The organism is Fibrobacter sp. UWB5 (genome assembly GCF_002210295.1).
Taxonomy (GTDB): Bacteria; Fibrobacterota; Fibrobacteria; order Fibrobacterales; family Fibrobacteraceae; genus Fibrobacter.
Map to the genome: position 1 here is coordinate 62144 of NZ_MWQH01000007.1, position 25891 is coordinate 88034.

21 protein-coding genes are annotated in these 25891 nt (G+C 51.8%); 17 read left to right on the top strand and 4 right to left on the bottom strand.

Features of this window, described 5'->3' with window-relative positions; all coding sequences use genetic code 11:
• The first annotated feature begins 1 nt into the window (after position 1).
• Positions 2 to 1057, top strand: coding sequence for a glycoside hydrolase family 18 protein (locus tag B7989_RS10725; RefSeq protein ID WP_088628483.1), 1056 nt, complete (start codon positions 2 to 4; stop codon positions 1055 to 1057).
• A gap of 386 nt (positions 1058 to 1443) precedes the next feature.
• Here B7989_RS10725 and B7989_RS10730 read toward each other — a convergent pair whose 3' ends face one another.
• Both B7989_RS10730 and B7989_RS10735 read right to left on the bottom strand, forming a co-directional pair.
• Complete coding sequence (locus B7989_RS10730; RefSeq protein WP_088628546.1) at positions 1444 to 3675, bottom strand: cellulase family glycosylhydrolase; 2232 nt, start codon at positions 3673 to 3675, stop codon at positions 1444 to 1446.
• 95 nt (positions 3676 to 3770) lie between these two features.
• A complete protein-coding gene (locus tag B7989_RS10735; protein WP_088628484.1) occupies positions 3771 to 5918 on the bottom strand; it encodes a glycosyl hydrolase family 8 in 2148 nt (715 codons plus the stop codon).
• Between the two features lie 294 nt (positions 5919 to 6212).
• Here B7989_RS10735 and B7989_RS10740 point away from each other — a divergent pair, with 294 nt between their 5' ends.
• The 5 genes from B7989_RS10740 (at position 6213) to B7989_RS10760 (ending at position 11419) form a co-directional block, all read left to right on the top strand.
• Positions 6213 to 7130, top strand: a complete 918-nt coding sequence (locus tag B7989_RS10740) for a T9SS type A sorting domain-containing protein (RefSeq protein ID WP_088628485.1) — start codon at positions 6213 to 6215, stop codon at positions 7128 to 7130.
• A 167-nt stretch (positions 7131 to 7297) separates the two neighbouring features.
• Positions 7298 to 8209 (top strand): T9SS type A sorting domain-containing protein, encoded by a 912-nt coding sequence (locus B7989_RS10745; protein ID WP_088628486.1) that lies wholly within the window; start codon positions 7298 to 7300, stop codon positions 8207 to 8209.
• Positions 8210 to 8374: 165 nt separating this feature from the next.
• Positions 8375 to 9859, top strand: a complete 1485-nt coding sequence (locus B7989_RS14185) for a glycosyl hydrolase family 8 (RefSeq protein WP_088628487.1) — start codon at positions 8375 to 8377, stop codon at positions 9857 to 9859.
• Positions 9860 to 10090: 231 nt separating this feature from the next.
• Positions 10091 to 10975, top strand: a complete 885-nt coding sequence (locus B7989_RS10755) for a BatD family protein (protein ID WP_198959555.1) — start codon at positions 10091 to 10093, stop codon at positions 10973 to 10975.
• A 12-nt stretch (positions 10976 to 10987) separates the two neighbouring features.
• A complete protein-coding gene (locus B7989_RS10760; protein ID WP_088628488.1) occupies positions 10988 to 11419 on the top strand; it encodes a GNAT family N-acetyltransferase in 432 nt (143 codons plus the stop codon).
• Between the two features lie 2 nt (positions 11420 to 11421).
• On the opposite strand, the gene B7989_RS10765 is transcribed toward B7989_RS10760, so the two are convergent.
• Positions 11422 to 11754: a multidrug efflux SMR transporter gene (locus B7989_RS10765; RefSeq protein ID WP_088628547.1), complete on the bottom strand. Its 333-nt coding sequence runs from the start codon at positions 11752 to 11754 to the stop codon at positions 11422 to 11424.
• A 111-nt stretch (positions 11755 to 11865) separates the two neighbouring features.
• On the opposite strand from B7989_RS10765, the gene B7989_RS13900 reads away from it, so the two are divergent.
• The 4 genes from B7989_RS13900 to B7989_RS10780 are packed head-to-tail and all read left to right on the top strand — an operon-like array spanning position 11866 to position 14219.
• Positions 11866 to 12141 carry a hypothetical protein gene (locus tag B7989_RS13900; RefSeq protein WP_144265033.1) on the top strand — a complete coding sequence of 92 codons (276 nt, stop codon included), beginning with the start codon at positions 11866 to 11868 and terminating at the stop codon, positions 12139 to 12141.
• A 6-nt stretch (positions 12142 to 12147) separates the two neighbouring features.
• Positions 12148 to 12471, top strand: a complete 324-nt coding sequence (locus tag B7989_RS10770) for a TfoX/Sxy family protein (protein WP_088628489.1) — start codon at positions 12148 to 12150, stop codon at positions 12469 to 12471.
• A 42-nt stretch (positions 12472 to 12513) separates the two neighbouring features.
• The gene (locus tag B7989_RS10775) at positions 12514 to 13176 is read left to right on the top strand and encodes a hypothetical protein (RefSeq protein ID WP_144265034.1); all 663 of its coding nucleotides are present in this window, start codon (positions 12514 to 12516) and stop codon (positions 13174 to 13176) included.
• Between the two features lie 59 nt (positions 13177 to 13235).
• Positions 13236 to 14219 carry a MoxR family ATPase gene (locus tag B7989_RS10780; RefSeq protein WP_072807678.1) on the top strand — a complete coding sequence of 328 codons (984 nt, stop codon included), beginning with the start codon at positions 13236 to 13238 and terminating at the stop codon, positions 14217 to 14219.
• A 106-nt stretch (positions 14220 to 14325) separates the two neighbouring features.
• Here the strand turns inward: B7989_RS10780 and B7989_RS10785 are convergent, their stop codons facing one another.
• Positions 14326 to 17229 (bottom strand): histidine phosphatase family protein, encoded by a 2904-nt coding sequence (locus B7989_RS10785; protein ID WP_088628491.1) that lies wholly within the window; start codon positions 17227 to 17229, stop codon positions 14326 to 14328.
• Positions 17230 to 17479: 250 nt separating this feature from the next.
• Between B7989_RS10785 and B7989_RS10790 the strand changes: the two genes are divergently transcribed.
• From B7989_RS10790 to B7989_RS10820, 7 genes are read left to right on the top strand one after another with little or no spacing between them, the layout of a single operon-like run.
• On the top strand, positions 17480 to 18763 hold the full coding sequence (locus tag B7989_RS10790; RefSeq protein ID WP_088628492.1) for an adenylosuccinate synthase: 1284 nt from the start codon (positions 17480 to 17482) through the stop codon (positions 18761 to 18763).
• Positions 18764 to 18789: 26 nt separating this feature from the next.
• On the top strand, positions 18790 to 19500 hold the full coding sequence (locus B7989_RS10795) for a Crp/Fnr family transcriptional regulator (protein WP_088628493.1): 711 nt from the start codon (positions 18790 to 18792) through the stop codon (positions 19498 to 19500).
• Between the two features lie 11 nt (positions 19501 to 19511).
• Entirely contained in the window at positions 19512 to 20285 is a 774-nt protein-coding gene (locus tag B7989_RS10800; protein ID WP_088628494.1) for a PASTA domain-containing protein, read from the top strand.
• 55 nt (positions 20286 to 20340) lie between these two features.
• A complete protein-coding gene (locus B7989_RS10805; RefSeq protein ID WP_088628495.1) occupies positions 20341 to 22227 on the top strand; it encodes a hypothetical protein in 1887 nt (628 codons plus the stop codon).
• 57 nt (positions 22228 to 22284) lie between these two features.
• Positions 22285 to 23046: a hypothetical protein gene (locus tag B7989_RS10810; RefSeq protein ID WP_233144373.1), complete on the top strand. Its 762-nt coding sequence runs from the start codon at positions 22285 to 22287 to the stop codon at positions 23044 to 23046.
• Between the two features lie 27 nt (positions 23047 to 23073).
• On the top strand, positions 23074 to 24417 hold the full coding sequence (locus B7989_RS10815) for an FISUMP domain-containing protein (RefSeq protein WP_144265036.1): 1344 nt from the start codon (positions 23074 to 23076) through the stop codon (positions 24415 to 24417).
• Between the two features lie 53 nt (positions 24418 to 24470).
• On the top strand, positions 24471 to 25880 hold the full coding sequence (locus tag B7989_RS10820; RefSeq protein ID WP_088628498.1) for an FISUMP domain-containing protein: 1410 nt from the start codon (positions 24471 to 24473) through the stop codon (positions 25878 to 25880).
• Positions 25881 to 25891 lie beyond the last annotated feature (11 nt).

Sequence of the window (25891 nt, forward strand, 5' to 3'; positions counted from 1 at the left end):
TATGAACATTAAATCGATTCTTTTGACTTTTGCTCTTGGAGCTGCGGTTACTGCCCAGGCTGCCGCCGACAAGGTGGTTGGATTCTATCCTTACTGGAGCCAGTATTCTCAGTTCTATCCGAAGGATATCCGCTATAACTTTGTGACCGACATTCATTATGTCGGCCTCGCTGCCGGTGAAGACGGCTCGGTCGCCTTTGCGGACGAAAACGATGCCGAAAACTTCAAGACGCTCGTGCAGATGTCCAAGGACAATAACGTGAAGTTGATCGTCTCCGTGGGCGGTATCGAAAACGAAGGCAACCTGAAGGCAATCGCTTCTTCCGAAGAACTCCTGCCGACTTTCGTTTCGAATGTCTCTAGCTGGCTTTCTGCAAATGGCGGCGACGGCGTCGAAGTCGACTGGCAGAACCTCACGGCTGAAGATGCCGAAGATTATGCCAAGTTGCTGAACGCCTTGGTCGATGGCCTTTCGGGCGCTCCGGTGACCGCCGTGATTTATCCGGCTGCCGGCATGGATGCCTACAAGGCTGACGCTCTGAACCGCCTCGCTTACGTGGACGTGTTCATGGCCGACCAGATGACCGAAGACAATTCTTCCGTGGTTCCGAACCAGAGTGCCACCTCTGTCGAAGAAACCCTGAACGCAGTGAAGGGCGCCGGCGTGAACGGTGACTTGCTCGTGCCGGTGATCTTCCTTTACGGCAAGACCTGGAGCGGTGCCAAGGGCCTCGGAACTTCTCACCAGGGTACGGGTAGCGGTAACGAAGGTTACGTGTCCTACGCCGAACTCATGGGCAAGTTTGATTCTCCGGAATACAAGGTGACCTTCGATGCCTCTTCCAAGTCCGAAGTGGCTGTGAGCGACGCAGAAACCATCGTGTTCATGGGCATTCCTTCTGTGAAGGCTGTTGCCGAACAGGTTAAGAGCGAAGGCATGGCCGGCGTTGCGGTTTACGACCTCTCGCAAGACCATCACGAACCGATTGTCTCGCTCCTCGTGACCATCGGCTTGCAGCTTCGCCCCGAAGTCAACTACAAGCCCAAGAAGAAGTAATCTTTAACTTGAGTTAATTAATGGCCCCGCAGTAATGCGGGGTCTTTTATTTATGTAATCGCAGGTCTGCGTCCTTCTTGTCAACATGCGGTTCTTGCCCTATATGGCCCATGCTACGCCGCTTTCCCGGCGCGTCGCTTCCATCCCACCCCTTGCGCAAACCGCCTGCATTCGCCTGCAATAATCGCTGGCTGACGTGGGCCGTAATAGGGTTGTCGGCAATATACGCTTGGACAACGCACGCTGGGGGGGGGGGGCGCTGGGACGGTGTACATGCATTGTATTACGTTGCAATAGGGTGCGCACAAACGAATGCGTAAAAAAACACAGGCTAATTGTTTAGCCTGTGTTTAAAATGGATTGCGCTTTAGTTCGCGGGAACCGGATTATTCAGCCTTGTTCCACTTGACGTTCAGCTGCTTGATGTCCTGGGTAATCACGATCAGATAGGAACCGGTCGGGATATTGGCGAGAGACATCGTTGCGTTGTTGCGCATGGTCTTGGAGAGAACCTTCTGGCCCGTCACCGAGAACACGTCCACGTTGATGTCGCCAGCATCGCGAGAGCCTACGCTCAGCATGGATTTGGCGATAGTGGCGTGCAGAGGCAGAGTCATCTTCGTCTTGATGATGCCAACGCCCGTATCCGGCGGAACGACGACCGGTTCAGAAGCGTAGTATTCATCCTTGTTGACGGCCTGAGTGCTGTCGCCCACGATCACCGTAATGCTCTGGTGGAGTTCCAGGTAGTTGTCTGCTTCCGGAGAGTTGGCGGTAATGCGCACGATCGCGTTCTGGTTGCCGGCGGTAAGGCCGTTGCCACTCTTGGTCACGTAAGGAGAAGATTCCTTGCCGTTGAAGGTGTAGGTGACCTTGGTATGGTACATCGTGGTGTCCGGGACCAACTTGGGAGCGCTTGCGCCGAAAGCGAGCGTGGTGTTCTTGAAGTTGTTGGTCATCTTGTTCGGAGCCTTGGTGAAGGTCACCGTGATGGTGTCGTTCAGAGCGCCGAAGCCGGTAGCTGCCGGAGCGGTACCGACGATCTTTGCAGTGCCAAAGCCCTTGAATTCATACATGGTCACCTGCTTGCCGCTCTGCGTGTTAGAGCAGTAGTCCGAAACGCAGGAGGCTTTTTTGACTTCAACAATTTCGGGATTGAGCGATGTAACAGTAAAGGTAGAACCTTCAAGTGTCTTGGTATCGGTGGTCAAGATCCATTCTTTCTTCTTGCTGGATTTGTCCTTGTCGGAGTAAGCAACAGTACGGTTGACGCTGCAGGTTCCGCTGTAGTTGCAAGACAGATCCTGGAAGTTCGGGATGGTCTGCTTGGGAATTGCAGTGACCTGTACCACAGACTGAGAGCCGTCGTTAGCGGTCATGATGACGTAACCTGCGCTCTTGACGTCGCCAGTAGAGGTTACGACGCCTTCGTTGCTGGAGGTGTAGGTACAACCGGACTTGAATGCGCTTGCAACGCTAGTTTCAGATTCCTTAACCGTAGTGGCGTTAAAGGCGCAGGAACCGGTCTTCAGGGTTTTTGCAAGCATGCTAGCCCAATCGCGCTTGTGCTTTGCGAGGTACGGCTGAACCAACTTACCGGATGCACTGTAGCTTGCGCTGTTGAGCTTGCCGACAGTGTTCAAATCTCCGTCTGAGCCTCCATCGAATATGGCTGAAGTTTCTTGCTTGCCATCGGTTGCGTATTGGCTACCGACAGCGCGCAGACTCCAGTTACAGTTACTGATGTTGTTCTGGTCCATGAAGCTCATCCATTCCTGGGTGCTGCCGCTGCTCGGGCTGCCAGCACCGTCGGCATTGGTGGTGCCCCATTCGGTAATGAACACGGCGTTACCGGAGCTCTTGGCCTGGGTAGCGCGTCCACCGTAGGTTCCGACACCATGGGTGCCTGCATAGAAGTGGAGCACGTAGCCCACGTTCGTGCCGCTGACGCCACCGTACTGGGTCATCTGAGACCAGCTCGGCGTACCTACGAGCACCAAGTTTTGGGTATAGTCGCGAATACCGGGGATAACGGCATTGGCATAGCTCTGGATCTGGTTCCAGCCCTGGTTCACGGGTTCGTTAAAGATTTCGTAAATGACGTTAGGAACGTCTTTGTACTTTTCCGCCATCTTCTTGAAGAAATCCTTGGCGATGCTTTGTTCGCTGTCGGCGCGGTGGCTGTGCCAGTCGAGAATGATGTAGATGTCGTTTTCGATAGCGGCTTCCACCATTTGGTCGATCGTGGTCATGTATCCTTCGGGTGCGCCCGCATAGGAATAACTCTTGTCGAGGGCATTGCTAGTACCGCCATTGCTGTCGTAATAGTTAATACCCATGGCGAAACGGAAAACGTCCATGGGCAGGTTTTCGGCTGCCCAGCTAATGACGTTCTTGTTGTAGTAGGGTATACCTGTAGCGTCGGACCAGAAAAGGCTCATGCCGCGGATCACGGCTTCTTCGTTGTTCTTGGCGCCAATGATTTTACCACCACTGGTGTGAAGTGCTCCGTAGTAGCTTACGGGGCCAATTCGTTTTGGGGTTGCATTTGCTGCAGCGGCCATTGCAGGAATGGCTGCGAAGGCGAGCAGGCAGGGGAGTAATTTTGTAGCTTTCATGAGTTTTCCCTTATAGATTCCCATACTTTTTCCCATCGATGTTAAAGATACCTTAATTATGGAGAAATTGGGGCTAGTAACCCTTAAAATAATGTTTACCTGCGAATACGGAGACTTTTTTGGACGCCTTCGCCCTTGATTTGGGCGATGTAGTTGCCCTTGGCGTGAACTAGCTGGTCAATGGCCAGGGAACCGGACTTCTGGAGGCCCGTCGAGGCGATTTTGTTGCCGTTCATGTCGAAGATTTCGAGCTTGGCGTTGCTCGGCATGTTGCTGAAAACGATGTTTTTGCCCTGAATTTGGGCATTTTGGGCGTTTACGGCACGTTTGGGGCTAATGGCGTCGAAATTCCCGTTCGTAAGGCGGGTGATCACCTGACCCTGGGCATCCAGGAGTTCGAGGGCGTAAATGGTGATGGCGCCGAAGCCGCCCTTGCTCATTTTGGGCTCGAATTTGAGTCCGCGGACAGCCTTCATGACCATGTCGCGGTCATTTCCGCCGCCGCTCACCCAAGAAGGCGTTACAAACTTGTCTTGCAGGTAGTCTTCGTAACTGGATCCGAAATCGTTTTCGGTGACCCCGATATTCACGGTCGTGCCTTCGGCTGCCGGATGCAAGAAGAATCCGGGCTCGCCCCCTTCGTTGTTGTCAAGGATGGTCTGCTGGTCTAGAATGGCCAAGCGGATAACGCCCTGGCTCGTGTAGGTGAGCCTGATGGCGGCGAGGTCGGAAAGGTCGTAGTAACCGTCTTGCTTGTCGAAAGAAAGGGCTACCCCTGCAAACGGGTAAATCAAGTCGACGCCTGCTTCGTAGGTGGGTTCGGAGGCGATTCGCATTTCGGCGCTCACGATGTATCGGCCGTCGGCCATCTGGTAAACGCCCGAGCTGCCGGAATCAGGAACCATGACCGTGACGCCGTACTTGTCGGCGTAGGTGCCCCAGTTTTCGTAGCCCCATACGGCAGCGCCGGAATTGACCGGCATCAAGGTGGCGTTCGGGGCGGCCGGCATGCGGGTCTTGGTCTGGGTGTACTTGGTAAGTCCTGTCATGTCGTAAAGGTTGGGCATGTTGCCACTCATGGAGAGCATGTACAGAATGTTGAGCGTGGCGGGGTAGTACTTTTCGCCCTTGTAGGCACCGGCCTTCTTGGCGCCTTCGGAGTTTGCAAGAACCGTGTAGACCGATTCCAGGTAATTCTTGGGATCGTCTGCAGAACCCATGGCAAGTCCGAGTCCGCCGACATAGGTAGAGGTGGTGAAGAAGGCGTAGGGGCAGCTTGTGCCGTCAAGAGAGTAGCCCGGCCAAATCATATTGGCGTCGCCGTAGGTCGACTTTTCGAGCCACGGGACAATCTTGTCGTTCACCTGCTTTGCTTCCTTGATTCCGTACCAGTTGTAGGCCATGGCCATGCGCCAGGGAGTACGTGCGGCGTCATCGAAGAATCCGCCCTTGCCACCCGAAACGGCGGCTCCCGTATTGTCGGCGGCCTTGTGGTTGGTCCAATCGCACCAGTCGGGCATGAGGCCCGAAGTGGCGTTCTGGCACTGCGAAAGATGCTTGAGGTTTGTGCTGACGGCGGTTTCCCAGAAGGAATCTCCGGTGACGTCGGCAAAGAGCTTGAATGCGGCGGGAATCACGTAGCTGGGGTTCAAGGCCGGGTTCCAGTTGCTACCGGCCTTGACGCGGCCGTCGCTTTCCATGTCCTTGGATTTCATCCAGCTGATAAGAGTCTTGGCGTCGTTCAGGTAGGTGGCGTTGTTCCACTGCTTGGAGGCCATGATCAAGGCGAAGGCGGCGTCGATGTCTGCGTCAGAAGCAGAGCCGTTGTCGGCATTTCCGCTCTTATTGTTCACGTGCCAGTTCATGCCTGCGGCAGAGCCGCCGGCGTACTTTTTCCAGTAGGCCCACAGCTTGTCAAATTCGCTTTGGTGGTCAGCCTGGGTGCTCGACATGTAGACCATGATCATCATGCCATAGGCAATGCCTTCGGACACCGACATTTCGGTACTGTCGTTGGGGCTGATGATTCGTGCGGTTCCGTTGCCCATGTCTTCGTACCAGGCGCTTTTCCAGTCATTGAAATGAGTCTGGATGACGCTCGGGTCGACATACGTTGCGGTATTGCCGTACTTATATGTCATTTGTTGGGGGAAGGGGTATTGCGGTGCTGCGAAAGCCTGCGTTGCAAAGAGCGTGGCGATAGATGCTGCAGCTAGCACATTATATAGAGATTTTTTAGGCATAGCGATAAAATTAAATTATTTTCCTTTTTTATCACTTTTATGAAAGAAATAAAAAAGTTGAGCATGTATCAAGTGTGATGTAGCTAACATTCGGAATTTGAGCGAATTTAGGGGTTTCTTGTAAATTTTTGTAGACCTGTTTGCGTTTTTCGTTAAAATTTGGCGTTTATTGCAAACCCGTTTGACAAAAGCCGTAAAATGAGAAAAAATCTTTGACAAGGGGCCGAAAAAAAAGATATATTAAGGGGCAAACCGCTCATTTTGAGCTATCACATCAAAAAAAGAGAGAGAATTATGAACAAGAAAATTCTTACTGCTTCTGCCTTCCTGGCTGCAGCTTCGATGTCTTTCGGCTTCGAAACCTGGATGGGTGACGGCATGGTCTACCAGATCAACACTGAACTCGACGCTGGTGGCGAAAAGTCCGGTTACTGGTTCAACTATGGTGACGACGCCGATGGTGGTGCTTCCACTGTTACTTGGCCGGTTGATAAGGGTACCGAATGGTCTGCTGACGCACTCGACCCGATCATCGACTACTGCGGCGGTGTTTGCGGTACCTTCAAGTTGAGCAAGGGTACTTTGACTTATGACCCGTTCGTTGGTATCGGCTTTAACGTTGCTGGTAGCGAAGACGCTGATTCTGAAGTGATGGTCGCTGCTGACGCTACCGCTATGGGCGGTGTTTGCATCGCTTACTCCGTTGACGTGGGCGCAAGCCTCGAAATGGGTCTCGGCGACGCTGAAGACAAGGCTCTCGGCTACGACAACCCGTTTGTGACTCTCGCCAAGTCTACTGCTGGTACCGTGAAGGAATTCGCATGGTCCGGCTTCAAGCAGGCTGGCTGGGGCGACGGCAAGATTACCGGTGACGAAGCTGCTACTAAGCTCGTTGCTCTGAAGTTCAAGATCCAGGCTAAGGATGGTACTACTGGTAGCTTCAACATCATGTCCATCGGTGCTAACGGTGGTGGATGCGCTGTTACTCAGGCTGCTATCGGTGCCAAGGCTATCGCTGGCTCTCTCAAGGCTCAGCTCTCTGGCCGTACCCTCTCCTTCGGCAAGTCTGTTGCCAAGGCTGAAATCGTGAACCTCCAGGGCCAGGTCGTGATGGCTGCTTCCTCCGTGAAGACCATGGACCTCTCCAAGCTCCAGGCTGGTGTCTACATGGTTCGCGCTATGGGTCTCTCTCAGCAGATCATGCTGAAGTAATCTTACTTCGGTAAAATCTTAAGAAAAGGTCGCGCTTCGCGCGGCCTTTTCTAATTTTATACAGGGTAAAATGCAAATAAACAAAAAAAACTTTAGCTCAGTGAAAATAAAGAGATATATTAGATAACAAAGTGTCTGTTTGGAACAAATACAGACAAAGGGGAATTATGAACAAGAAAATCCTTACTGCATCTGCCTTTCTGGCTGCAGCTTCGATGTCGTTTGGCTTCGAAACTTGGGTTGGTGACGCCATGGTCTACCAGATTAACACTGAACTCGACGCTGGTGGCGAAAAGTCCGGTTACTGGTTCAACTATGGTGACGACGCCGATGGTGGTGCTTCTACTATTACTTGGCCGGTTCCGAAGGGCACTGAATGGTCTGCTGACGCACTCGACCCGATCATCGACCATTGCGGCGGTGTTTGCGGTACCTTCAAGTTGAGCAAGGGTACCTTGACTTATGACCCGTTCGTTGGAGTTGGCTTTAACATTGCCGGTAGCGAAGACGCTGATTCTGACGTTATGGTTGCTGCTGACGCTACCGCTATGGGCGGTGTCTGCATCGCTTACTCTGTTGACGTGGGCGCAAGCCTCGAAATGGGTCTCGGCGACGCTGAAGACAAGGCTCTCGGCTACGACAACCCGTTTGTGACTCTCACCAAGTCTACTGCTGGTACCGTGAAGGATTTCACTTGGGCCAACTTCAAGCAGGCTGGCTGGGGCGACGGCAAGATTACCGGTGACGAAGCTGCTGCTAAGCTCGTTGCCCTAAAGTTCAAGATCCAGGCTAAGGATGGTACCACTGGTTACTTCAACGTTATGACCATCGGAGCTAGCGGTGGTTGCGGGGTATGTTGTGGGGTCGGTGACAAGGCTATCGCTGGCTCTCTCAAGGCTCAGCTCTCTGGCCGTACCCTTTCCTTCGGCAAGTCTGTTGCCAAGGCTGAAATCGTGAACCTCCAGGGCCAGGTCGTGATGGCTGCTTCCTCCGTGAAGACCATGGACCTCTCCAAGCTCCAGGCTGGTGTCTACATGGTTCGCGCTATGGGTCTCTCTCAGCAGATCATGCTGAAGTAATCTTACTTCGGTAAAATCTTAAGAAAAGGTCGCGCATAGCGCGGCCTTTTCTAATTGTATACGAAATTGTGATTTAGACCATACCTATTATAATTTTTGAGGGTTATTTTTCCGTATAGGGGGAATAAAATATATATTTAACTCAAAACTGTAAATGAGGCTATTATGCAGATTAAAAAACTTTTAGCTCCGATGTTTGCCCCTCTGGTTTTAAGTGCGGCATTTGGTTTAATGGCTTGTGGCGATGATTCGTCGGCAGCTCCTGCTAATCCGGTTGTAGATCCTTCGACCGACCCTTCTTTGATTCCGACAGACCCCTCCACGAATCCGTCTGTGAACCCGACGGATTCCAGCACGAATCCGACTGTGACTCCGACCGATCCGACGCCGACGCCGGTGGTTGTTGATCCGACGGCTCCGTGGACTCCGACGGTGGCTCTTGCCTCTACCGCCAATACGGCTTATCCGGCAACGGTTTACCAGGCTTGGAAGCCTTTCCACTTTGTCACGTTTGAAGAAGAATCTGTTTATTATGCTGACATTGCCCAAGATTATGCAGACATTTTCTTCCCGGAATTTCTGCCTGCGGGTCGTGTCATTTGGTCTTCCCAGACTACGGGCTATTACGCCAAGCAATGCCAAGACAAGAACTCTACTGTTCCTGGCATGAAGGCCCGTGGTTGCACGGTGTCTGAAGGCACGGGTTACGGCATGCTGTTGACCTATTTCAATGGTGATGAGGACGCGTTCATTCGCTTGTGGAATTACTCCAGGGCTTATCGTGCGTACAATTCTACATCGACAGTTCCGGTTTATTTGACTCCGTGGATTACGTTCAGTTTCCACTATAATGAAATTGACAATTCCAGTGCTACGGATGCCGACTTGGATATCGCGACTTCGTTGGTGTTGATGTACTACAAGACCCAGAACCAGGCATACCTTGCTGACGCCTTGAATATCATTGGCGCCATTTGGGACCACGAAGTCAATAAGACAACCCTGTTGCTTTACTCTGGCGATACGGATGTCTGGAACGGTGGTAACGGCAAGGAAGTTGTTTACAACCCGAGCTATTTCTCTCCGGTGGCCCTCCGCTTGTTTGCCATGGTGGACCTGAACCACAACTGGGCTGGTGTGCTTGATGCTATGTATGCTTACATGGCTAAGATTCAGACGGCTGGTACCGGCGTGTTCCCCGATTGGAGTAATGACGCTGGTGTTGCGGCTATTCCGAATAACGGTTCTGCTGACAATACTTACTGGACCTTCAATAAGGAATCCGTGCGTATCCCGTGGCGTATCGCATGGGACTACTACTGGTTCCAGGATCCGAGAGCGCTCGCTATCTTGAATACCTTGAATGCGTTCATTGTGGCCAAGTCCGCTGGCGATCCGTCTAGCACAGCTCTTGCAACGAACTACTCTTGGGATCCGGCTAAGAAGGATATTACCACTGCGACTGTTCCGTCACACTGGCTTTCGGCATGGTGCGCAACGGGTCTTGGTACCAACCCGACTTGGCTTGAATCTTGCACGGCCTTGGTCAATGCAAAGGTTCCGTCCAATAGCGGTAGCAGCTACTTTACCGATATTCTGCTTGGAATGTATAGCGCCTTGCTGAACGGTGCTTTTGTAAGACCGTTCTAATATAAAAGCTCGGGGCGAATACGAAATTGCATTAGCGTAAATAAGCGCCCCTCGCCGGTATAAGAAACCCTAGACTGAAACGTCTAGGGTTTCTTTTATACCGCGCAAAACTTGCTCGCGACTCTTGGCTTTTTATATATGGACTCTGCTTTCGCAGAGTCATATTTGACGCCTCGGTCATGTGCAAGTGAACTTGCCCGCAACTCTCGGCTTTTTATATATTGTACGCGTATGGAAAACGATTCTTTGAATGTGGAAAATGTGGTGGCGGATTCGGTGCAGTCTGCTGGCGCTAGCGATAGTGTTGTCGCGGCGCCGGAGATCGAAATGCCGACGCCGGAACAGCTCGGGATTTCGATTTCCGCGGGGCCGCAAGGTGGAATGCCCGCGGTGACCGTGGGCGACACGTTTGAATTCCCGGTGACGGTTTCTTGGGGCGTGCAAGGGAGTGCGCTTTTGGTGGTGCCGACGGGCACGGCGAATGCGAAGGGCCTGACTCAGGTGGGCATGTCGCAGGAATCGGCGCGCTCTGTGAAAGACGGCAAGGAAGTGGCCTCGATTACGTTTACCTACAAGATTTTGGCTGCCGATACGGGCAACTTGCATATTCCGGCGATGCGGTTCGAGATTCCGACGCAAATGGGGCAACCGCTCGATTTGCGGAGCGAAAGCGTGGATGTGCGCGTGAATGAACCGTTTAACCCGCTTCCGCTTGCCGTTGGGCTTATTGTGGCCGTTTGCGTGCTTTTGGCGGGCCTGTGGCGCGTGAAACGCCGTGCTGCCGTGCGAGAGGCTGCCGCGGCTAAAAACGCTGCAGAAGATGCCTTGCGTGAACGCATGATGGTTCTCAAGCAGCGCGTGAATACGGCAGATAGCCGCGAATGGCTCCTGGAGCTCGAAAGCATTTGCAAGGAATACGTGGCGGGAAAATTCGGAATGGCCGCCTCCGCGGTCAACCTCGACAACCTTGTGAAAGATGGAAAGCTCGAAGGCTGGGAATCGCTTGTAGAAGAATTCGCGCACGCCCGCTACGGTGGAGGCAAGCGCGATGGTTTTGAAAACAAGGAAACCTGGAAAGGTGCCATGACCCTTATGGGAATTTCTGAAGAAGACTAATCGGTTGTATTCATGAAAATTATTCGCGTTACAAAAGAAAGCGAACGGGCTGGTGCTTACTATGTGCGCATGGCTGCGATGATGCGTAAGTACCAGATTCCTCTTGATGCTGAAATCGATGCGCATGATGGCGAGAGCTGTCATTACATTTTGGCGCTGGACGATATTTACCCGGTGGCCACTTGCCGCTGGTTTGAAGTTCGCGATGGCGTTGCCGAAATTGGGCGCGTCGTGGTGCTGCCGGAATATCGTGGCAAACATTTAGGCCAGGCCGTTGTTGCTGAGGCTGAAAAGTGGATGCGCGAAGTTGGCGTCAAGAAAGTCGAAATTTCGAGTCGCGTGAATGTCGCAGATTTCTATGAAAAAATGGGCTACCGCTTCAACGAAAGCGGTAAAGCCCATCATGACACGTTTGAGTGCGTGTTTATGGAAAAAGTTCTTTGAACCTAGTGGATATCCATCTTCGAGAATAGATTCAGCACGGCAACGCCTGAAATAATCAGGACGAGTCCGATAATGGCGCCCAAATCCGGCATCTGCTTGAAAAAGAAGATGCCGCTTATTGTAATGAGGGCGATGCCGAGTGCCGACCAGGTGGCATATGCGATGCCGATGGGGATGGTGCGCAGACAAAGACTCAGCAGGTAGAGTGATGCCACGTAGCAGGCCAGCGAGGCAATGGAAGGGACGAGTTTGGTGAACTGCTCCGACATCTTGAGGAGCGTGGTGCCGGCCGCCTCCGCGATAATGGCGAGAATAAGGAATATGTAGTTGAGCATAGGGAGAATATACAAATTAATTTTTGGAATATGAATTGGTTCGGGTGAAATTGCTGATTTTGCAGGGGTTGTGTCTTTTTTGTATGCGGAAAAATCTATTTTTTTGAAACGATGAAACTTGCTTGTGTTATAGCCTTTTTGCTTTTGACCGGTTGTGCGTGCAACGATCCGCGCGGTTGCCATGTGATTGATGGAGTCGGGAATACGCCGGATGACCGTCGCATGGTGAAAGAAGGGCGAGATGTCCAGACATACCAAAATGCAAGGATGCCGGACCCATCTGCAGAAAACACAGTGAACCGTTCAGATGGGGTTTCGCTGCGAGTGTATAATCCAAGCGATACAATACATATCGACGACAAAATTGACTGGACGAAAGTGGAGTAAATAGTTATGCCGAGTTCTGAAAAGTTTCGTGACCATGTTCTGCAGCAGTTCAAGGGAGAATTGCGTGTAACGACGCGTAAGATGATGGGCGAGTATATTCTGTATGCCGACGGGAAAGTTTTCGGCGGTATTTACGATGACCGCCTATTGGTAAAGCCTGTGGCTGCGGCCTTGGCGATGTTACCGGGTGCAAAGAAACAGTTGCCCTACGATGGTGCAAAGCCCATGCTCCGTGTGACCAGCGAGCAGATTGCCGATAGCAAGTTCCTGGCGAAACTCCTGGACGCGATGCTCCCTGAGTTGCCAGCCTCTGCGAAGAAGAAAAAGTAATTTATATATCTATATTTCGGGGAAAAAGGTGGAGGAATTGAAATGAAGAGATTTTGGGTTAGAGTTGCCTTTTTGGTGGCGGTGATGTTCTTGGCCGGGTGCTCGAGGCATTATGCGCCTTCGGCGGCCCAAATGATGAATGCGCGGGACGGTGAAAATTTTGGCATCGGAACGACGGTGCGGACTGGTGACCTATATGATTCGGATATGGTGGACTCCCAGGGGGAAAGAACTTTTGAAGCAGATGAAAATAATTGGAATATTGATTGGTTTGCGTATTCCAAGTATTCGTATTTCGTGTTTGGCTTGAATTTCGAAAATCTGGCCCCGCGTGTCGTGGCAGGTGCACGGACGGATTATTTGGGACTGTTTGGTTGGTACGGCATCCCGGTGACAGATGAAAAAGATCACGACCATTATCCGGCAGGTGCAATGCTTGCGGAACAGCTCCCGATAAACGAGAAGATTAAAATCGGTGTCAGCGAGTACATTTCAAACAATATGTACCCCGTAGAAGAAACGACCGAAGGCAGCTCTAAAAAGACATATGTGAATATGTATACCGAAATGGGTGGCGGGCTTTATGCGGTGTACAACAATACGGTGTCGGTGGAGTTTCGTGTCGGAAAAGAATTGGATGAACCCAATTACAGATACTATTTGCTGGTGAATATAGCGGGGAATTCTCCGCCCCAAAAGAAGTAATTTGCCTTTTTTCGTGGAATTTTGTATCTTAATTCGCGAAAACAGAAGAGGTTAACTAAATGGATATTCAGGAACTTTCGGAAAAGGTTAGACAGCAGAGTGCTTTTTGCATGAACTTGCTGCGTGAAGTGGAAGGGACGGTGATTGGCCAGAAGGCTCTGGTCGAAAGCATTCTGACGGGTATTCTGGCCGATGGTCACGTGCTGCTGGAAGGTTTGCCGGGCCTTGCCAAGACGACTGCGGTGAAGGCTTTTGCCGATGCCGTTTCGTTGGATTTCAAGCGCATCCAGTTTACTCCTGACCTGTTGCCGGCCGACTTGCTGGGTACCACGATTTACAACGCGAAGGAAGCGAAGTTCGAGACGCGCAAGGGCCCGCTCTTTACGAACCTGGTGCTCGCCGATGAAATTAACCGTGCTCCGTCGAAGGTGCAGAGCGCCCTCCTCGAAGCGATGCAGGAACGCCATATCACCATTGGCGACGAGACGTTCAAGCTGGACGAGCCGTTCCTGGTGCTTGCCACGCAGAACCCCATCGAGCAGGAAGGTACGTATCCGCTGCCTGAAGCCCAGGTGGACCGTTTCCTGTTGAAGGTGAAGGTCAGCTACCCGAACAAGGCCGACGAAATGAAGATTTTGGACGCCGTTGCCGGTGCGGGCCTCCGTCAGCCGCAGGCTGTCGCCACGAAGGAAGACATTTTGGCCGCCCGCCAGCTGGTGAAGCAGGTGTACGTGGACGAACGCGTCCGCGAATACATCGTGAACCTGGTGCTTGCAACCCGCGATCCGGGCAGCATCAAGCGTAGCGACCTGGTGGGCTTTGTGGAAGTGGGCGCCTCTCCGCGTGCTTCTATCGGTCTTGCCCAGGCCTCGAAGGCCCACGCATTCATCCAGGGCCGTGCCTACGTGACGCCGGAAGACGTGAAGGCCGTCGCTATGGAAGTGCTCCGCCACCGCATTATCCTGAGTTACGAGGCCGAAGCGGAAGAAGTTTCTGCCGAAACTGTGGTGCAGAAGATTTTGGATAGCGTAGAAGTTCCGTAAGGCGTGTGTCGCAGGCATCAAGCTTGCGTGAAAATCGTGCGAAATCATTAAAAAAGAAAAACGCTCCTTGTCGGAGCGTTCTTTTTTGTTATAGGTTCGAGGCTGCTTACTTCAAGAAGCCGCGGTCCATAGCCGTGACCGGGATGATTCTGATGTTGTCGGCCATATCTGTGATGATGGCAACACCGGTCAGGTAGTTGATCCAATGCTTGTCATCGGAGGAATACTTGTGATAACGCAAGTCGCGTCCGTCTGCGCCATGGATTTGGCGCTTGCTGATGGAGATGACGAACGGAACCAGGAATTGGTCGTGCGAAATGGCCAAGGTGACGCCCGGCTTCATCTTGTCATAGGTGAAGTACTTATGGACGATTACGTCTACGATGCTGTCGACATCGAAGAAGGCGGCTTCGCAGTTGCTTTTTTCGGTGCTGTTGCTGTAATCCCTGTAAGCCGCTTTAGAGAATCCGCCCCAGCCGGATTTGCAGGAGTTACGCTTGCTTTCGTTCTTGACGTACACCTTTTCTAACAGGTCGTTGTTTGTGGTTTGGTATTCGTTATCGGTTTCGCTATACCATTCAGTTTCGGTGCCGACGTCCTGACCCTTATTTTGGGCGATAATCCATGCGGATTGCTTGGCGCGATAATAGTAGGTGTGCATATAGGAAAAATCGTCGAGATCCATTTCTTTAAGTTTGTTGCCTACAGTTGTGCATTGCTGTATGCCGGCTTCGTTCAGCGGGTCGTTTGGACCGTACTTGTCGCTGGGGCGTTCGGCGTGGCGGAGAATGAACGCTACCTTTTCGGAGGGGCGGAGGCAACCCAGGACATCGTAGATTGAGGAGAATTGGTCGGTGGTGGAGCGAAGCGCCTTGCATTCGGCGCTGAGCGGCTCAAAGCCTGCGCCGTCTTTTCCATCCTTGCCGTCGACACCATCTTTACCATCGGCTCCATTTTCGCCGTTGCGGAGTTCGCCAATCTTTTCGGTGCCGCAATAGATGTCGTAACCGTTGATGGCGTCATTCTTTACGACATAGCAAGAGGTTCCGTCCTTACCGTCATTACCATCATGACCATCGGTACCGTCTTTACCGTCGGCACCATCCTTGCCGTTTTCACCGTTCTTGAGTTCACCGACCTTGATGTTGCCGCAGAAGATGTTGTAGCTGTTGTTGGTCAGGTTTTCTTCGATGCGGCAGGAAGTTCCGTCCTTACCGTCGTTTCCATCCTTGCCGTCTTCGCCGTCTTTACCATTGGCACCGTCCTTACCGTCAGCGCCCTTTTCGCCGTTGCGGAGTTCGCCGACTTTGAGCTCGCCGCAGTAGACATCGAAACCGTTGATGTTTTCGTTGGCTTCAACGCGGCAAGACGTTCCGTCCTTACCGTTGTTGCCATCCTTACCATCTTTTCCGTCCTTGCCGTCAGCACCCTTTTCACCATTGCGAATTTCGCCGACCTTTTCTTTACCGCAGTAGACGTCGTAACCATTGATGTCGTCGTTGGCTTCGACGCGGCAAGATGTACCATCCTTACCATCAATGCCGTTGTTGCCATCATGACCGTCGTTACCATCTTTACCGTCGGCGCCGTCCTTGCCGTCTTTACCGTTGTAAAGTTCGCCAATCTTTTCGGTGCCGCAGTAGACTTCGTATCCGTTGATCTTTTCATTCTTTACGACGGAGCAAGAGGTTCCATCTTTACCGTCCTTGCCGTCGATGCCGTCGTTACCATCTTTACCGTCGACACCGTCCTTACCGTCAGCGCCCTTTTCGCCGTTGCGGAGTTCGCCGGCCTTTACGCCGCCGCAAATGATGTCGTAGCCGTTGATTTCCTCGTTAACGGCAACAGTGCAGGATGCGCCATCCTTACCATTGTTGCCGTCCTTTCCGTCTTCGCCGTCTTTACCGTCGGCACCATCCTTGCCGTCAGCGCCCTTTTCGCCGTTGCGAAGTTCGCCGACCTTTTTGCCGCCGCAGAGGATATCGTAACCGTTGTCGTTTTCGGCTACGGTGCAAGAGGCTCCGTCCTTACCGTCTTTACCATCCTTGCCGTTAGTGCCGTCCTTGCCATCCTTGCCGTCGATACCGTCTTTACCATCTTTACCGTCGACACCGTCCTTACCGTCAGCGCCTTTTTCGCCGTTCATCAGTACGCCGACCTTTTCGTCGCCGCAGAAAACGTCGAATCCATTGATTTCCTTGTTAACGGTAACGACGCAAGAAGAACCATCCTTGCCGTCCTTACCATCCTTACCGTCTTTTCCGTCCTTGCCGTCTTTACCGTCGGCGCCCTTTTCGCCATTGCGAAGTTCACCGATCTTCACGCTGTCGCAAATGACGTCGTAGCCGTTGATTTCAGGATTCTCTTCAACTGTACAGGAAGAACCGTCCTTACCGTCTTTACCATTCGTTCCGTTGGTGCCGTCTTTACCGTTGACACCGTCCTTGCCGTTGGAGCCATCCTTACCATCGGCACCCTTGTCACCGGTGTCACCTTTGTCGCCCTTGTCCCCCTTGGCGCCTTTTTCACCGGTTTCTCCTTTTTGTCCAGCCTCACCTTGTTCTCCCTTTTCTCCTTTTTCACCATTGCGGAGTTCACCGACCTTTTTGCTGCCGCAAAGGATGTCGTAGCCGTTGATGTCCGGATTTTCGATGACGGTACAAGAGGAACCGTCTTCTCCATCCTTACCGTCTTTACCGTCGGCACCGTCCTCTCCGTCTAGGCCATCCCACACGACTCCTTTGAGCGTGTCGGCGCAAATCAGTTTGTAACCGGTCCTGTTGCTGAATCCAGTTGTGTCGACGACGGTGCAGCTGGTTCCATCCTTACCATCCTTGCCGTCTTTACCATCTTTACCGTCCTTTCCGTCTTTGCCGTTGTTACCGTTGTTTCCGCCGGAACTCAGTTCGTCTTGGACATCGTTGAGGGTGTCTTCGCAACCAGAGAGTGTGATTGCCATAAATAGGGGGATTGCTGACAATACAGCAACTTTAGTGACTAGTTTATTCATATTTTCTCCAATAAGTGAGCGGATGCAAATTTAGTTTATATGTGTAAAGTTTTCAATACGTATTCCGTATAAAAGTTGTAAGTTTTTTGTAACATGCTATGGCCGTTTTTGGGCTGTTTTCGCCAATGGTCGGGTTGTGACGGCTGTCACTAGCGGTTCACTTTTTTATCTTTATGGCGAAAAAGGGCTCAGGGAAATTCCCTGGGTAGCTTATTTTCGTGTTTAACTAGCTTAAAAAAACGAAGGATATATGGCAAATCGTGTTGTAATCGGTTCCCAGTGGGGTGATGAAGGCAAGGCCAAGGTTGTTGATTTTCTGACTCTGGACGCAGACTATATCGTGCGTTTCCAGGGCGGCGCCAATGCAGGCCATACCGTGGAAGTGGGCGACAAGAAGTTCGTGTTCCACTTGATTCCCTCGGGCATTATGCATGATGATAAGATTTGCGTGATCGGTAACGGCGTGGTGCTTGACCCGGTGCAGACTTTGGCCGAAATCGCCGACTTGCACACCAAGGGAATCAACCCGGAAGGCCGTCTGTTCATTGCCGACAATGCACACGTGGTGCTCCCGTACCACTCCACCCTTGACAAGGCTAAGGAAAAGAAGGCTGGCAAGGGCGCTATCGGTACCACGGGCCGCGGCATTGGCCCCTGCTATAGCGACAAGGTGAACCGTATCGGTGTCCGCGTGGGCGACCTTATGGACGAACGTGAACTGCGCCCCCGCGTTGAAGCGATGGCCAAGGTCCACAACGAAGAATTTAAGGTGATGTACGATGTTCCCGAAATCGATCCGGAACAGGTCATCAAGGACTACCTGGAACTCGGCCAGAAGATCAAGCCGTTCGTGCGTGACGTGAGCGCCATGCTCTATGAAGCCGTTAAGGCCGGCAAGCGCCTGGTGTTCGAAGGTGCCCAGGGTACCATTCTCGACGTGGACCAGGGTACTTACCCGTTCGTGACCTCCAGCAACACGGTCGCAGGCTATGCTAGCTGCGGCGCAGGCATTGGCCCCACGGCCATCGACCAGGTGGTGGGCGTTGTGAAGGCTTACACGACCCGCGTGGGTAATGGTCCGTTCCCGACTGAACTTTTGGATGAAACGGGCGACACGCTCCGTAAGATTGGTAACGAATACGGTGCAACGACCGGTCGTAACCGCCGCTGCGGTTGGTTCGACGCCCCGGTGGTCCGCAAGGCTGCCGTGGTGAATGGTCTCACTCACTTGGCCATTACCAAGCTCGACGTGCTCGACACCTTTGATACCATCAAGATTTGCACTCACTACGAATGTGATGGCGAAAAGATTGAAAACTTCCCGAACCAGCTTTCCAAGGTCGGCCGTTGCGTGCCGGTTTACGAAGAAATGCCGGGTTGGAAGTGCGATACCACCAAGTGCCGCAAGCTCGAAGAATTGCCGGAAAATGCCCGCAAGTACCTGAACCGCATGGCGGAACTCGTTGGCGTGAAGATTGGCATGATTTCGATCGGTGCCAAGCGTGACCAGAGCATCATCGTAGATTTGGACTAAGAATCTAACCGAAGGAGAAAGAAGAAATGGACAGCAATGTATGTGGACTCTTGAAAGGGGTTGACCTTTTCTCTGAATTGACGGAAGAACAGCTTGGCTTGCTTGCCAACTTGGTTGTTGTCCAGGACTTCAACCGCGACGAGACGGTGGTGCTCGAGGGCGACTGCTCGATGAAGGCGCTGTACCTGATTGCTTCGGGTACGGTGCAGGTCTATATGACCGGCATCGATGGCCGCGAAACGATCCTCAGTTTCTTGGAACGCGGTGACTTCTTTGGCGAAATGTCCCTGATCGACGGCGAACCGAGGTCTGCCTCGGTGCGCACCGTGACCGACGCGCAGTTGATGATTATTCACCGCGAGCCGTTCTTGACCTTGATCCGCCAGACGCCTGAAATTGCGATGTCTCTGTTGTCTGAAATGAGCAAGAGACTGCGTAAGGCGAACAAGCAGATCGGTTCCTTGTCCACCATGTCTGTAAGTGGTCGCGTGGCGGGTACTCTCCTGAACTTGATGGAAGAACGCGGTATGCGCATTCATACCGACAACGGCCAGATGGTGACGGTGATTCACAACCGTCCGACCCAGCAGCAGTTGGCGGACATGTCGGGTACCACTCGCGAAACGGTGAGCCGCATTTGCTCGATGCTTGTGAAGGCAAACGCTATCGCCATGACCGGAAAGGACATTGTCATTTTCGATGAAACCGCTTTGCAGGAAAAAGCGACTAAAGGGTAGTTTTACCTACTATGGATAAAGTAAAGAATATTGCGAATAAATTGCTCGCGTGGGCCAAGACAGCGCCGATCGTAAAGGCTGTCGGCATCTGGATTGTGCTACTGATCCTGTTGGCTTTCTTTGTGGATAAACTCGTAATGCCGATTTTCTCGGGCCATTTTGCCTCTACGGGCGAGGTTCCGAATTTGGAAGGCATGAGCGAAGAAGCCGCCCAGAAGGCCTTGGACGATGCCGGTTTCAAGTACGAATGGCTCGAAGAAGGCCGTTACAGTGCACAGATTCCTGCCGGCATGGTCCTCGTGCAGATGCCTGCCGCCGGACGTACTGCGAAGCTTGGCCGTACCGTCAAGCTTACCAAGAGCTTGGGCCTGCGTGAAGTGGAAATTCCTGATCTGCGTGGTAAGAGCCAGAAGCAGGCTGCAATTTCTTTGAGCCGTGCAGGTCTTGTGCAGGGCGCAATCGTGAAAGGCGCTCACCAGAGCATTCCTCGCGGTGTCGTGATTCGCACGATTCCTGTGGCCGGCGAAAAGGTCCGCATTGGCGACACGGTGAAAGTCGTGATTTCGGCTGGCGCTACCCAGGGCAAGACTGTGCTGCCTGACTTTAGTGGCGAACAGATCGACAACGTTTACATTAAGGTTGAGACTCTCGGCTTCAAGGTCGGAAAAGTCAAGCGCAAGAAAGACGAAGAAGGTCGTGCTCCTGGTACGGTGATCGAGACTTCGCCGAAGCATGGCGATTACTTGCCGCCCGATACCAAGATTAACTTCGTGATTGCGGATTAAAAAGCTCATGAGGGCATTGCTACTTTCACTTTCTCTGATAGCGACTCTCTTTACGATGTCGCTTTCGCTCGGAGCGTGCGCTTCGTCGAAAAAAGGGAGTGCCCTGACCGCTGCTGATTCTGCAGCTATCGCGGCTGCAGTCAATGCAAAACTCGATTCCATCAAGTTCGCCGAAGAGCAGGCTTACGCGCCGAACGTAGACGCGGCCCATGAATCGTTTATTCGCGCCCAGGAAATGGAACTCCGCGGCGAAAAGGCCTTGGCGAATGTGTTCTGGCAGCATGCTGCAGAATCGGACACCAAGAACCGCTTTTTGGCATTCAAGCTTGCTGAAATCATGATGGCCCGCGGCGCCGATTCCGCCGCCTTGGTACAGGCCCAGCATGCGCAGACTTTGAAAGGCCGCGCAACGGCTTCGCAGTTGGGAATTCTTGCCCACCTGTACGTGAAAGACGGCCGCGCCGATTCGGCCCGCAAGTACTTTAATGAGGCTCTAGATTCTTCGCGCTACCAGGACATGACGCTCCTGTATGATTACAGCTTGTTCCTGGAAGCGGTTCAAGACGCCAAGGAATTGGTTCGCGTTTATGACTTGCTCTTGCCGCAGGTGAATTACATGCCCTCGCTGTTCCAGCGCCAGCTAAAGCTTTTGCTTGACTTGGGCAAGGACTCCGCCGTCGTGGAACTCTTTGAAAAGGGCCACGAGGCGACCGGCGACAAGAAAATGCTTTTGCAGATGGTGCAAGGGCTTGTGTTCCAGAAGCGCATGAAAGAAGCGCAGGCGATTGTAGATACGCTGACGGAATCGACCGAAGATGACGAGTCGATGGTCGTGCTCTTGATGAGCTCGCTTGCCGAAAGCAACAAGCGCGATTCCGCTTATGCCCTGCTCAAGAAAAAGTATTCGGTGGACATGGTGCGTACTCCGCTCCTTGCGAATTTCTTGGGCCAGTACGAAAACGTGTACGGAGACTATGATAGCGCCAAGGTGCATTTGAAGTATGCAGCAGAGAATATTGCGGAACAGCGCATTTATGTGACGGGTGCCTACCACACGCTTTCGGCCATTGCCTTTAAGGAGAAGAAGCCTAAAGACGCCGTGCGCTATGCCGAAAAGGCGGATTCTGCCGCCATGGGTGGCGACAAGGCCTCGCTTGCGTTGACTTACGGTACCGCCGGAATGTACAGCAAGGCTTACAAGATGCTTGACTCGGTGATTGCCGTGTGGGACAAGTGGACCCCGATGGAAGGAATCGCTGACTCTGCCTCGATGATGCGCATGAAGATGGACGTCGAACGCAACAGGCGCCAGTTCCGTAACGTGTACGCCCGCCTTTTGAGCGCCGAAGCCCAGGAAATCTGGCAGAAGGATATCGGAGATTCTGCAAGGATCAAAAAATCGATGGCTTTGCGTGAGCGCGCCGATGAATTCTACAAGGATCTTGCCTCGAGGGATTCTTCGGACTTGCAGACCCGCGTGCTGCGCGCCATGAACCTGGAACGTATGGAACGCTACGACGAGGCGTTTGCCATATTCGAGTACGTGCTTCGCTTTGAAAAAACTTCGATTGACCGCGCCGAAGTCTTGAATTACTACGGCTACACGCTGATTGACTTGAACCGCAGCCCCGAAGAACTGGACAAGGGAATTGCCATGGTGGACAAGGCCCTGTTGATGGAACAGGGTGGCGAACCTTCTGAAGCATACCTTGATTCGAGAGCCTGGGGATTTTACCGCAAGGGAAAATTCGAAGATGCGCTCACGGTGATGAAACTCATCAAGAGCCCGCATTTTGATGACGACTATGTTTACTGGGAACACATGGCGGCCATTTACGAAGCGCTTGGCATGAAGACCGAAACCAAGGCCGCTTACAAGAAATTGAAAAAGTTGCAGCCGCGTCACCCTGCCGTGAAGAAATACTATAGCGGGAAAAAGTAGAAAGGATTTTGCGTGAGCAAAATCGAATCCGTGTGGCAATAAATGCGCTTGTCTTTTTTGAAACTGTTAGGCTTGTTTGCGATGTGCGTTCTTGTCGGATGCGCGGGTAAAAAGCCCGTGGTGGAGCCTGCCGCTATGGCCGATAGCAATGCGACTGTCGAGGCTCCGCGTGATAGCTTGCGCGCCAAGTTCTTGCTCACGATTGTTCAGCAAGATACGGCGACAGGAAATGCCACGACGCAGGAACTGGATGCCGTGATATTCTCGGTGCCGGGTAAGCGTTACCGTATGGAACTCACGGGCCCGCTGGGAATCGGGGTGGCCTCGCTCCTGTGGCAAGAAGAAGGCTGGCAGATGACTTTCCCGACGGAAAAGCTTTACATGAAGGGTGTGGGCTACATGGTCGGACTCTTGAACAACGATGCACTCCCGATGGTGCATATTCACCAGGTGGCCGACATTTTTGACGGGCGCCTGTTGCCCGAAGGCTACGAAGAAGTCGCCCCGCCCGAAGATTCGACACGAGTGGAAGGCGTAATCTATGCCCGCGAAAAGATGGGTAGGGCCTTCCGTTTTGCAAAAGAGGGCGAACATGTCGCCTGGATTTCGCGCATGGGTCGCGGCGGCAAGACCGAAACGATCCATTTTAATGATTTCAAGGAATTCGAGGGTGTAGAAACGCCGTCAAATATTATATTTGAATTAGACGGCGTGAAATTCCTTGAAATAAAAATCAAGAAGATTGCTCGCAACAAATCGTTCAGTTCAGGAACCTGGCGCTTGAATATCCCCAAGAGTTTCAAGCGGGTCGGGGACTAAATTTCTCAATTAAGAAGGGGGGGGGTGATGAACAGAATATTTTTATTAAGCGCGTTGACCGCCTTGTTTGTGGCGTGCTCTGAAGATTCTGTCTCGGGCAATGACGATAGCTCTGGCGAAAAGCTCGAAAGCTCCAGCAGCGTAGAGGAATCGTCGAGTTCGCTCGTTAAGTCAAGCTCTTCTGCAAAGAAGGCTCAGTCCAGTTCCTCGGAAAAGTCCTCTAAATCGAGTTCTTCAGAAAAATTGAAGAGTTCCAGTTCCTCAAAAACAAATTCCAGCTCTTCCGGAAAAACAACCGCTACGAGCTCTTCTCAAAATGTTCAGTCCAGCTCTTCTGCAGGATTGCTGAGTTCCAGTTCGGTACCTCAGTCCAGTTCGTCCGTGTTTGTGTGCAGCCAAAAATGGCCCTGCAGTATTTTGACTGAAGAATGCGACGCCTCTAAGATTGGTAATACGACGTTTTATCCGGATGGAAATAAAAAATTTTATTATGTGTGTGATTCGACGGGTTGGGTTGAAGCCACTTATGTAGAATATGACGTTTCCGGAAGGAAGTGCAAGGCTGATGGAGACACGCTTTGGGGCCATGTGGACAACTATCTCCATACGGATTCGTTAAATCCGTATAGGGATTTGTATGTTTGCAGAAATGGGGAACTCTACAAAGATAATAGCAAGAGGTATTTTTCCAAGGAATGCAATGCCGCCAGAGAAAATGAGGAGCTGAAGAAAAAATACGTCACTTATGTTTGTAAGGGCGGCTACTGGAGTCGTAAAAGTCAACATACCGGTACAATGACCGATAGCCGTGACGGACGTGAATACAGAACTGTCGGTATCGGCGACCATTTATGGATGCAAGAAGATTTGCAATATAAAGAGAATACTCTTTATTCGTGGTATACGGCGACGGGTAATGGCAGTAATAATGGCGAAATAAGCGCCATGATTCGGGGCGTGTGTCCGGAAGGATGGCATTTGCCTACCTACTGGGATAGACAAGAACTCTCTGCATATGGCGGGTATGATGAATGCCTTGTCGGAAAAACGGGTTGGTCTGCTGATTCGATACGTTATTTTAAAGGCACGGATTGCTTGAATATGGAATTTTTGCCTAGAGACATCAGCAAACTCAAAAGTAAAGATGAAGGCCATGTGACGGGGATGTGGTATGCTGAGGCCAGTTCCAGTTATGCGTATGCCTTGATTATTGAAAATGCAATTTATAGCGATGGAGCATCGGTGTCGTTTAGCACATACGCCTCTCGCAGCAAGTCGGATAGGCTGGTTGTTCGGTGTGTTATGGAAGAACCCGGCGATCGAAGCTACAAATCTACGTCTGAAGCCCCGTACTACGAGAAATCGCGATAGACGGGAAAGCTCTATTTTATAAATTGTGAGTAGAAGCAATAAGAGAGGGGAGTATGAAAAAAATCTTGTGGCTTTTTGCCTTGATGGCGCTGTTGGCTGCGTGCTCGGCAAGTGACTCGACATCGGGAAACGACGATCAGTCTGTCGCGGAAGAATCTTCCTCGAGCGTATCAAAAAATGATTCGGATGATGACGATATAAGCAGCGAGTCTTCGAAAGACAAGTCTTCGAGTTCTAGCAAAAAGGCGAAAAGCTCCAGCAGTGCAAAGGAATCTAAATCCAGCTCTTCTTCTGTTGCGGCCAAGGAGTCGTCTTCATCGAAGGGAGTGTCCTCTAGTTCAGAAGACCTGTCCAGTTCCAGCGAGGAAGCGCCGTCGTCTTCGTCAATAGCTTCTAGCTCGTCACGTTTTAATTGCCAGAGGGATTATTATTGCGCTTCGATTGCTGAAAAATGCGATGAAGATATGCTGGATTCCTTTAAGATTGTGACTAAGTCCGAAACTAGGTATTATCATTGCGATACCAATGGATGGCAGTATCTTACTCATGCGGAATATGATACCTTCGGGAAAAAATGTGAGGCCGATGGCGATACGCTTTGGAGCAACCATGTTTTTAAGCATGAAGATGATTCGTTGAATACGGGCAGAACCCTTTACATTTGTAGGGAAGGCAAGCCTGAACAAGTTATTAATTACTTGAAACATATTTATTTCGAGTGTAACGAAAAGAACCAAAACAGAGTAGTTCAGAAAAAGTATTCCTCGTTTATTTGCCAAGGCAATGCTTGGAGCCTGCTTGACCAGGAAACGGGAACGATGGTGGATCCGCGCGATGGAAAGGAATACCGTACGGTGGGCATCGGGAATCACTTGTGGATGCAAGAGGAACTGCGGTATAATCAGAATCCGAGTACTAATGTGACTTATACCTGGAGCACGGCGATGGGCGGCATTCCGGCTGCTGTGAAAGAGGGGGCAATCCTGAATACCTATGTTCAGGGGGTATGCCCGGATGGCTGGCGCGTAGCGTCTCACACTGATTTGGTTGAACTTTCCAGTTACTTTAAAGCGATGAGCGCATGGGTGTCTAATTTTGAGCAGCAGTGCTATATTGGGAAGGAAAATTGGTTCCGTTCTGGATCGCAATATGACCATTATGAAGGGACGGATTGTATGAACACGATGTTTTTCCCTGCAGATATAAGTGTCATCGGCAAAAAGTTGAAGGAGTCTGATAAAGGGCACTTGACGGGAATGTGGGTTTCTTGGGGGCGAGAGTATGAGGGTGAAGCATTATTGATTAGTAATGCGCGGTTTACGGGCGGAACGACGGTCCCTTTTAAGGAATACGGCAATTACAGCATGTCGTCTGCATTTACGGTCCGCTGCGTCAAAAACGAAGACGGGGAATACGCCTATAAAACCGCTTTGCAGGCGCCGACGTATACCGTATCCAGGTAGTGTTTTTTTGT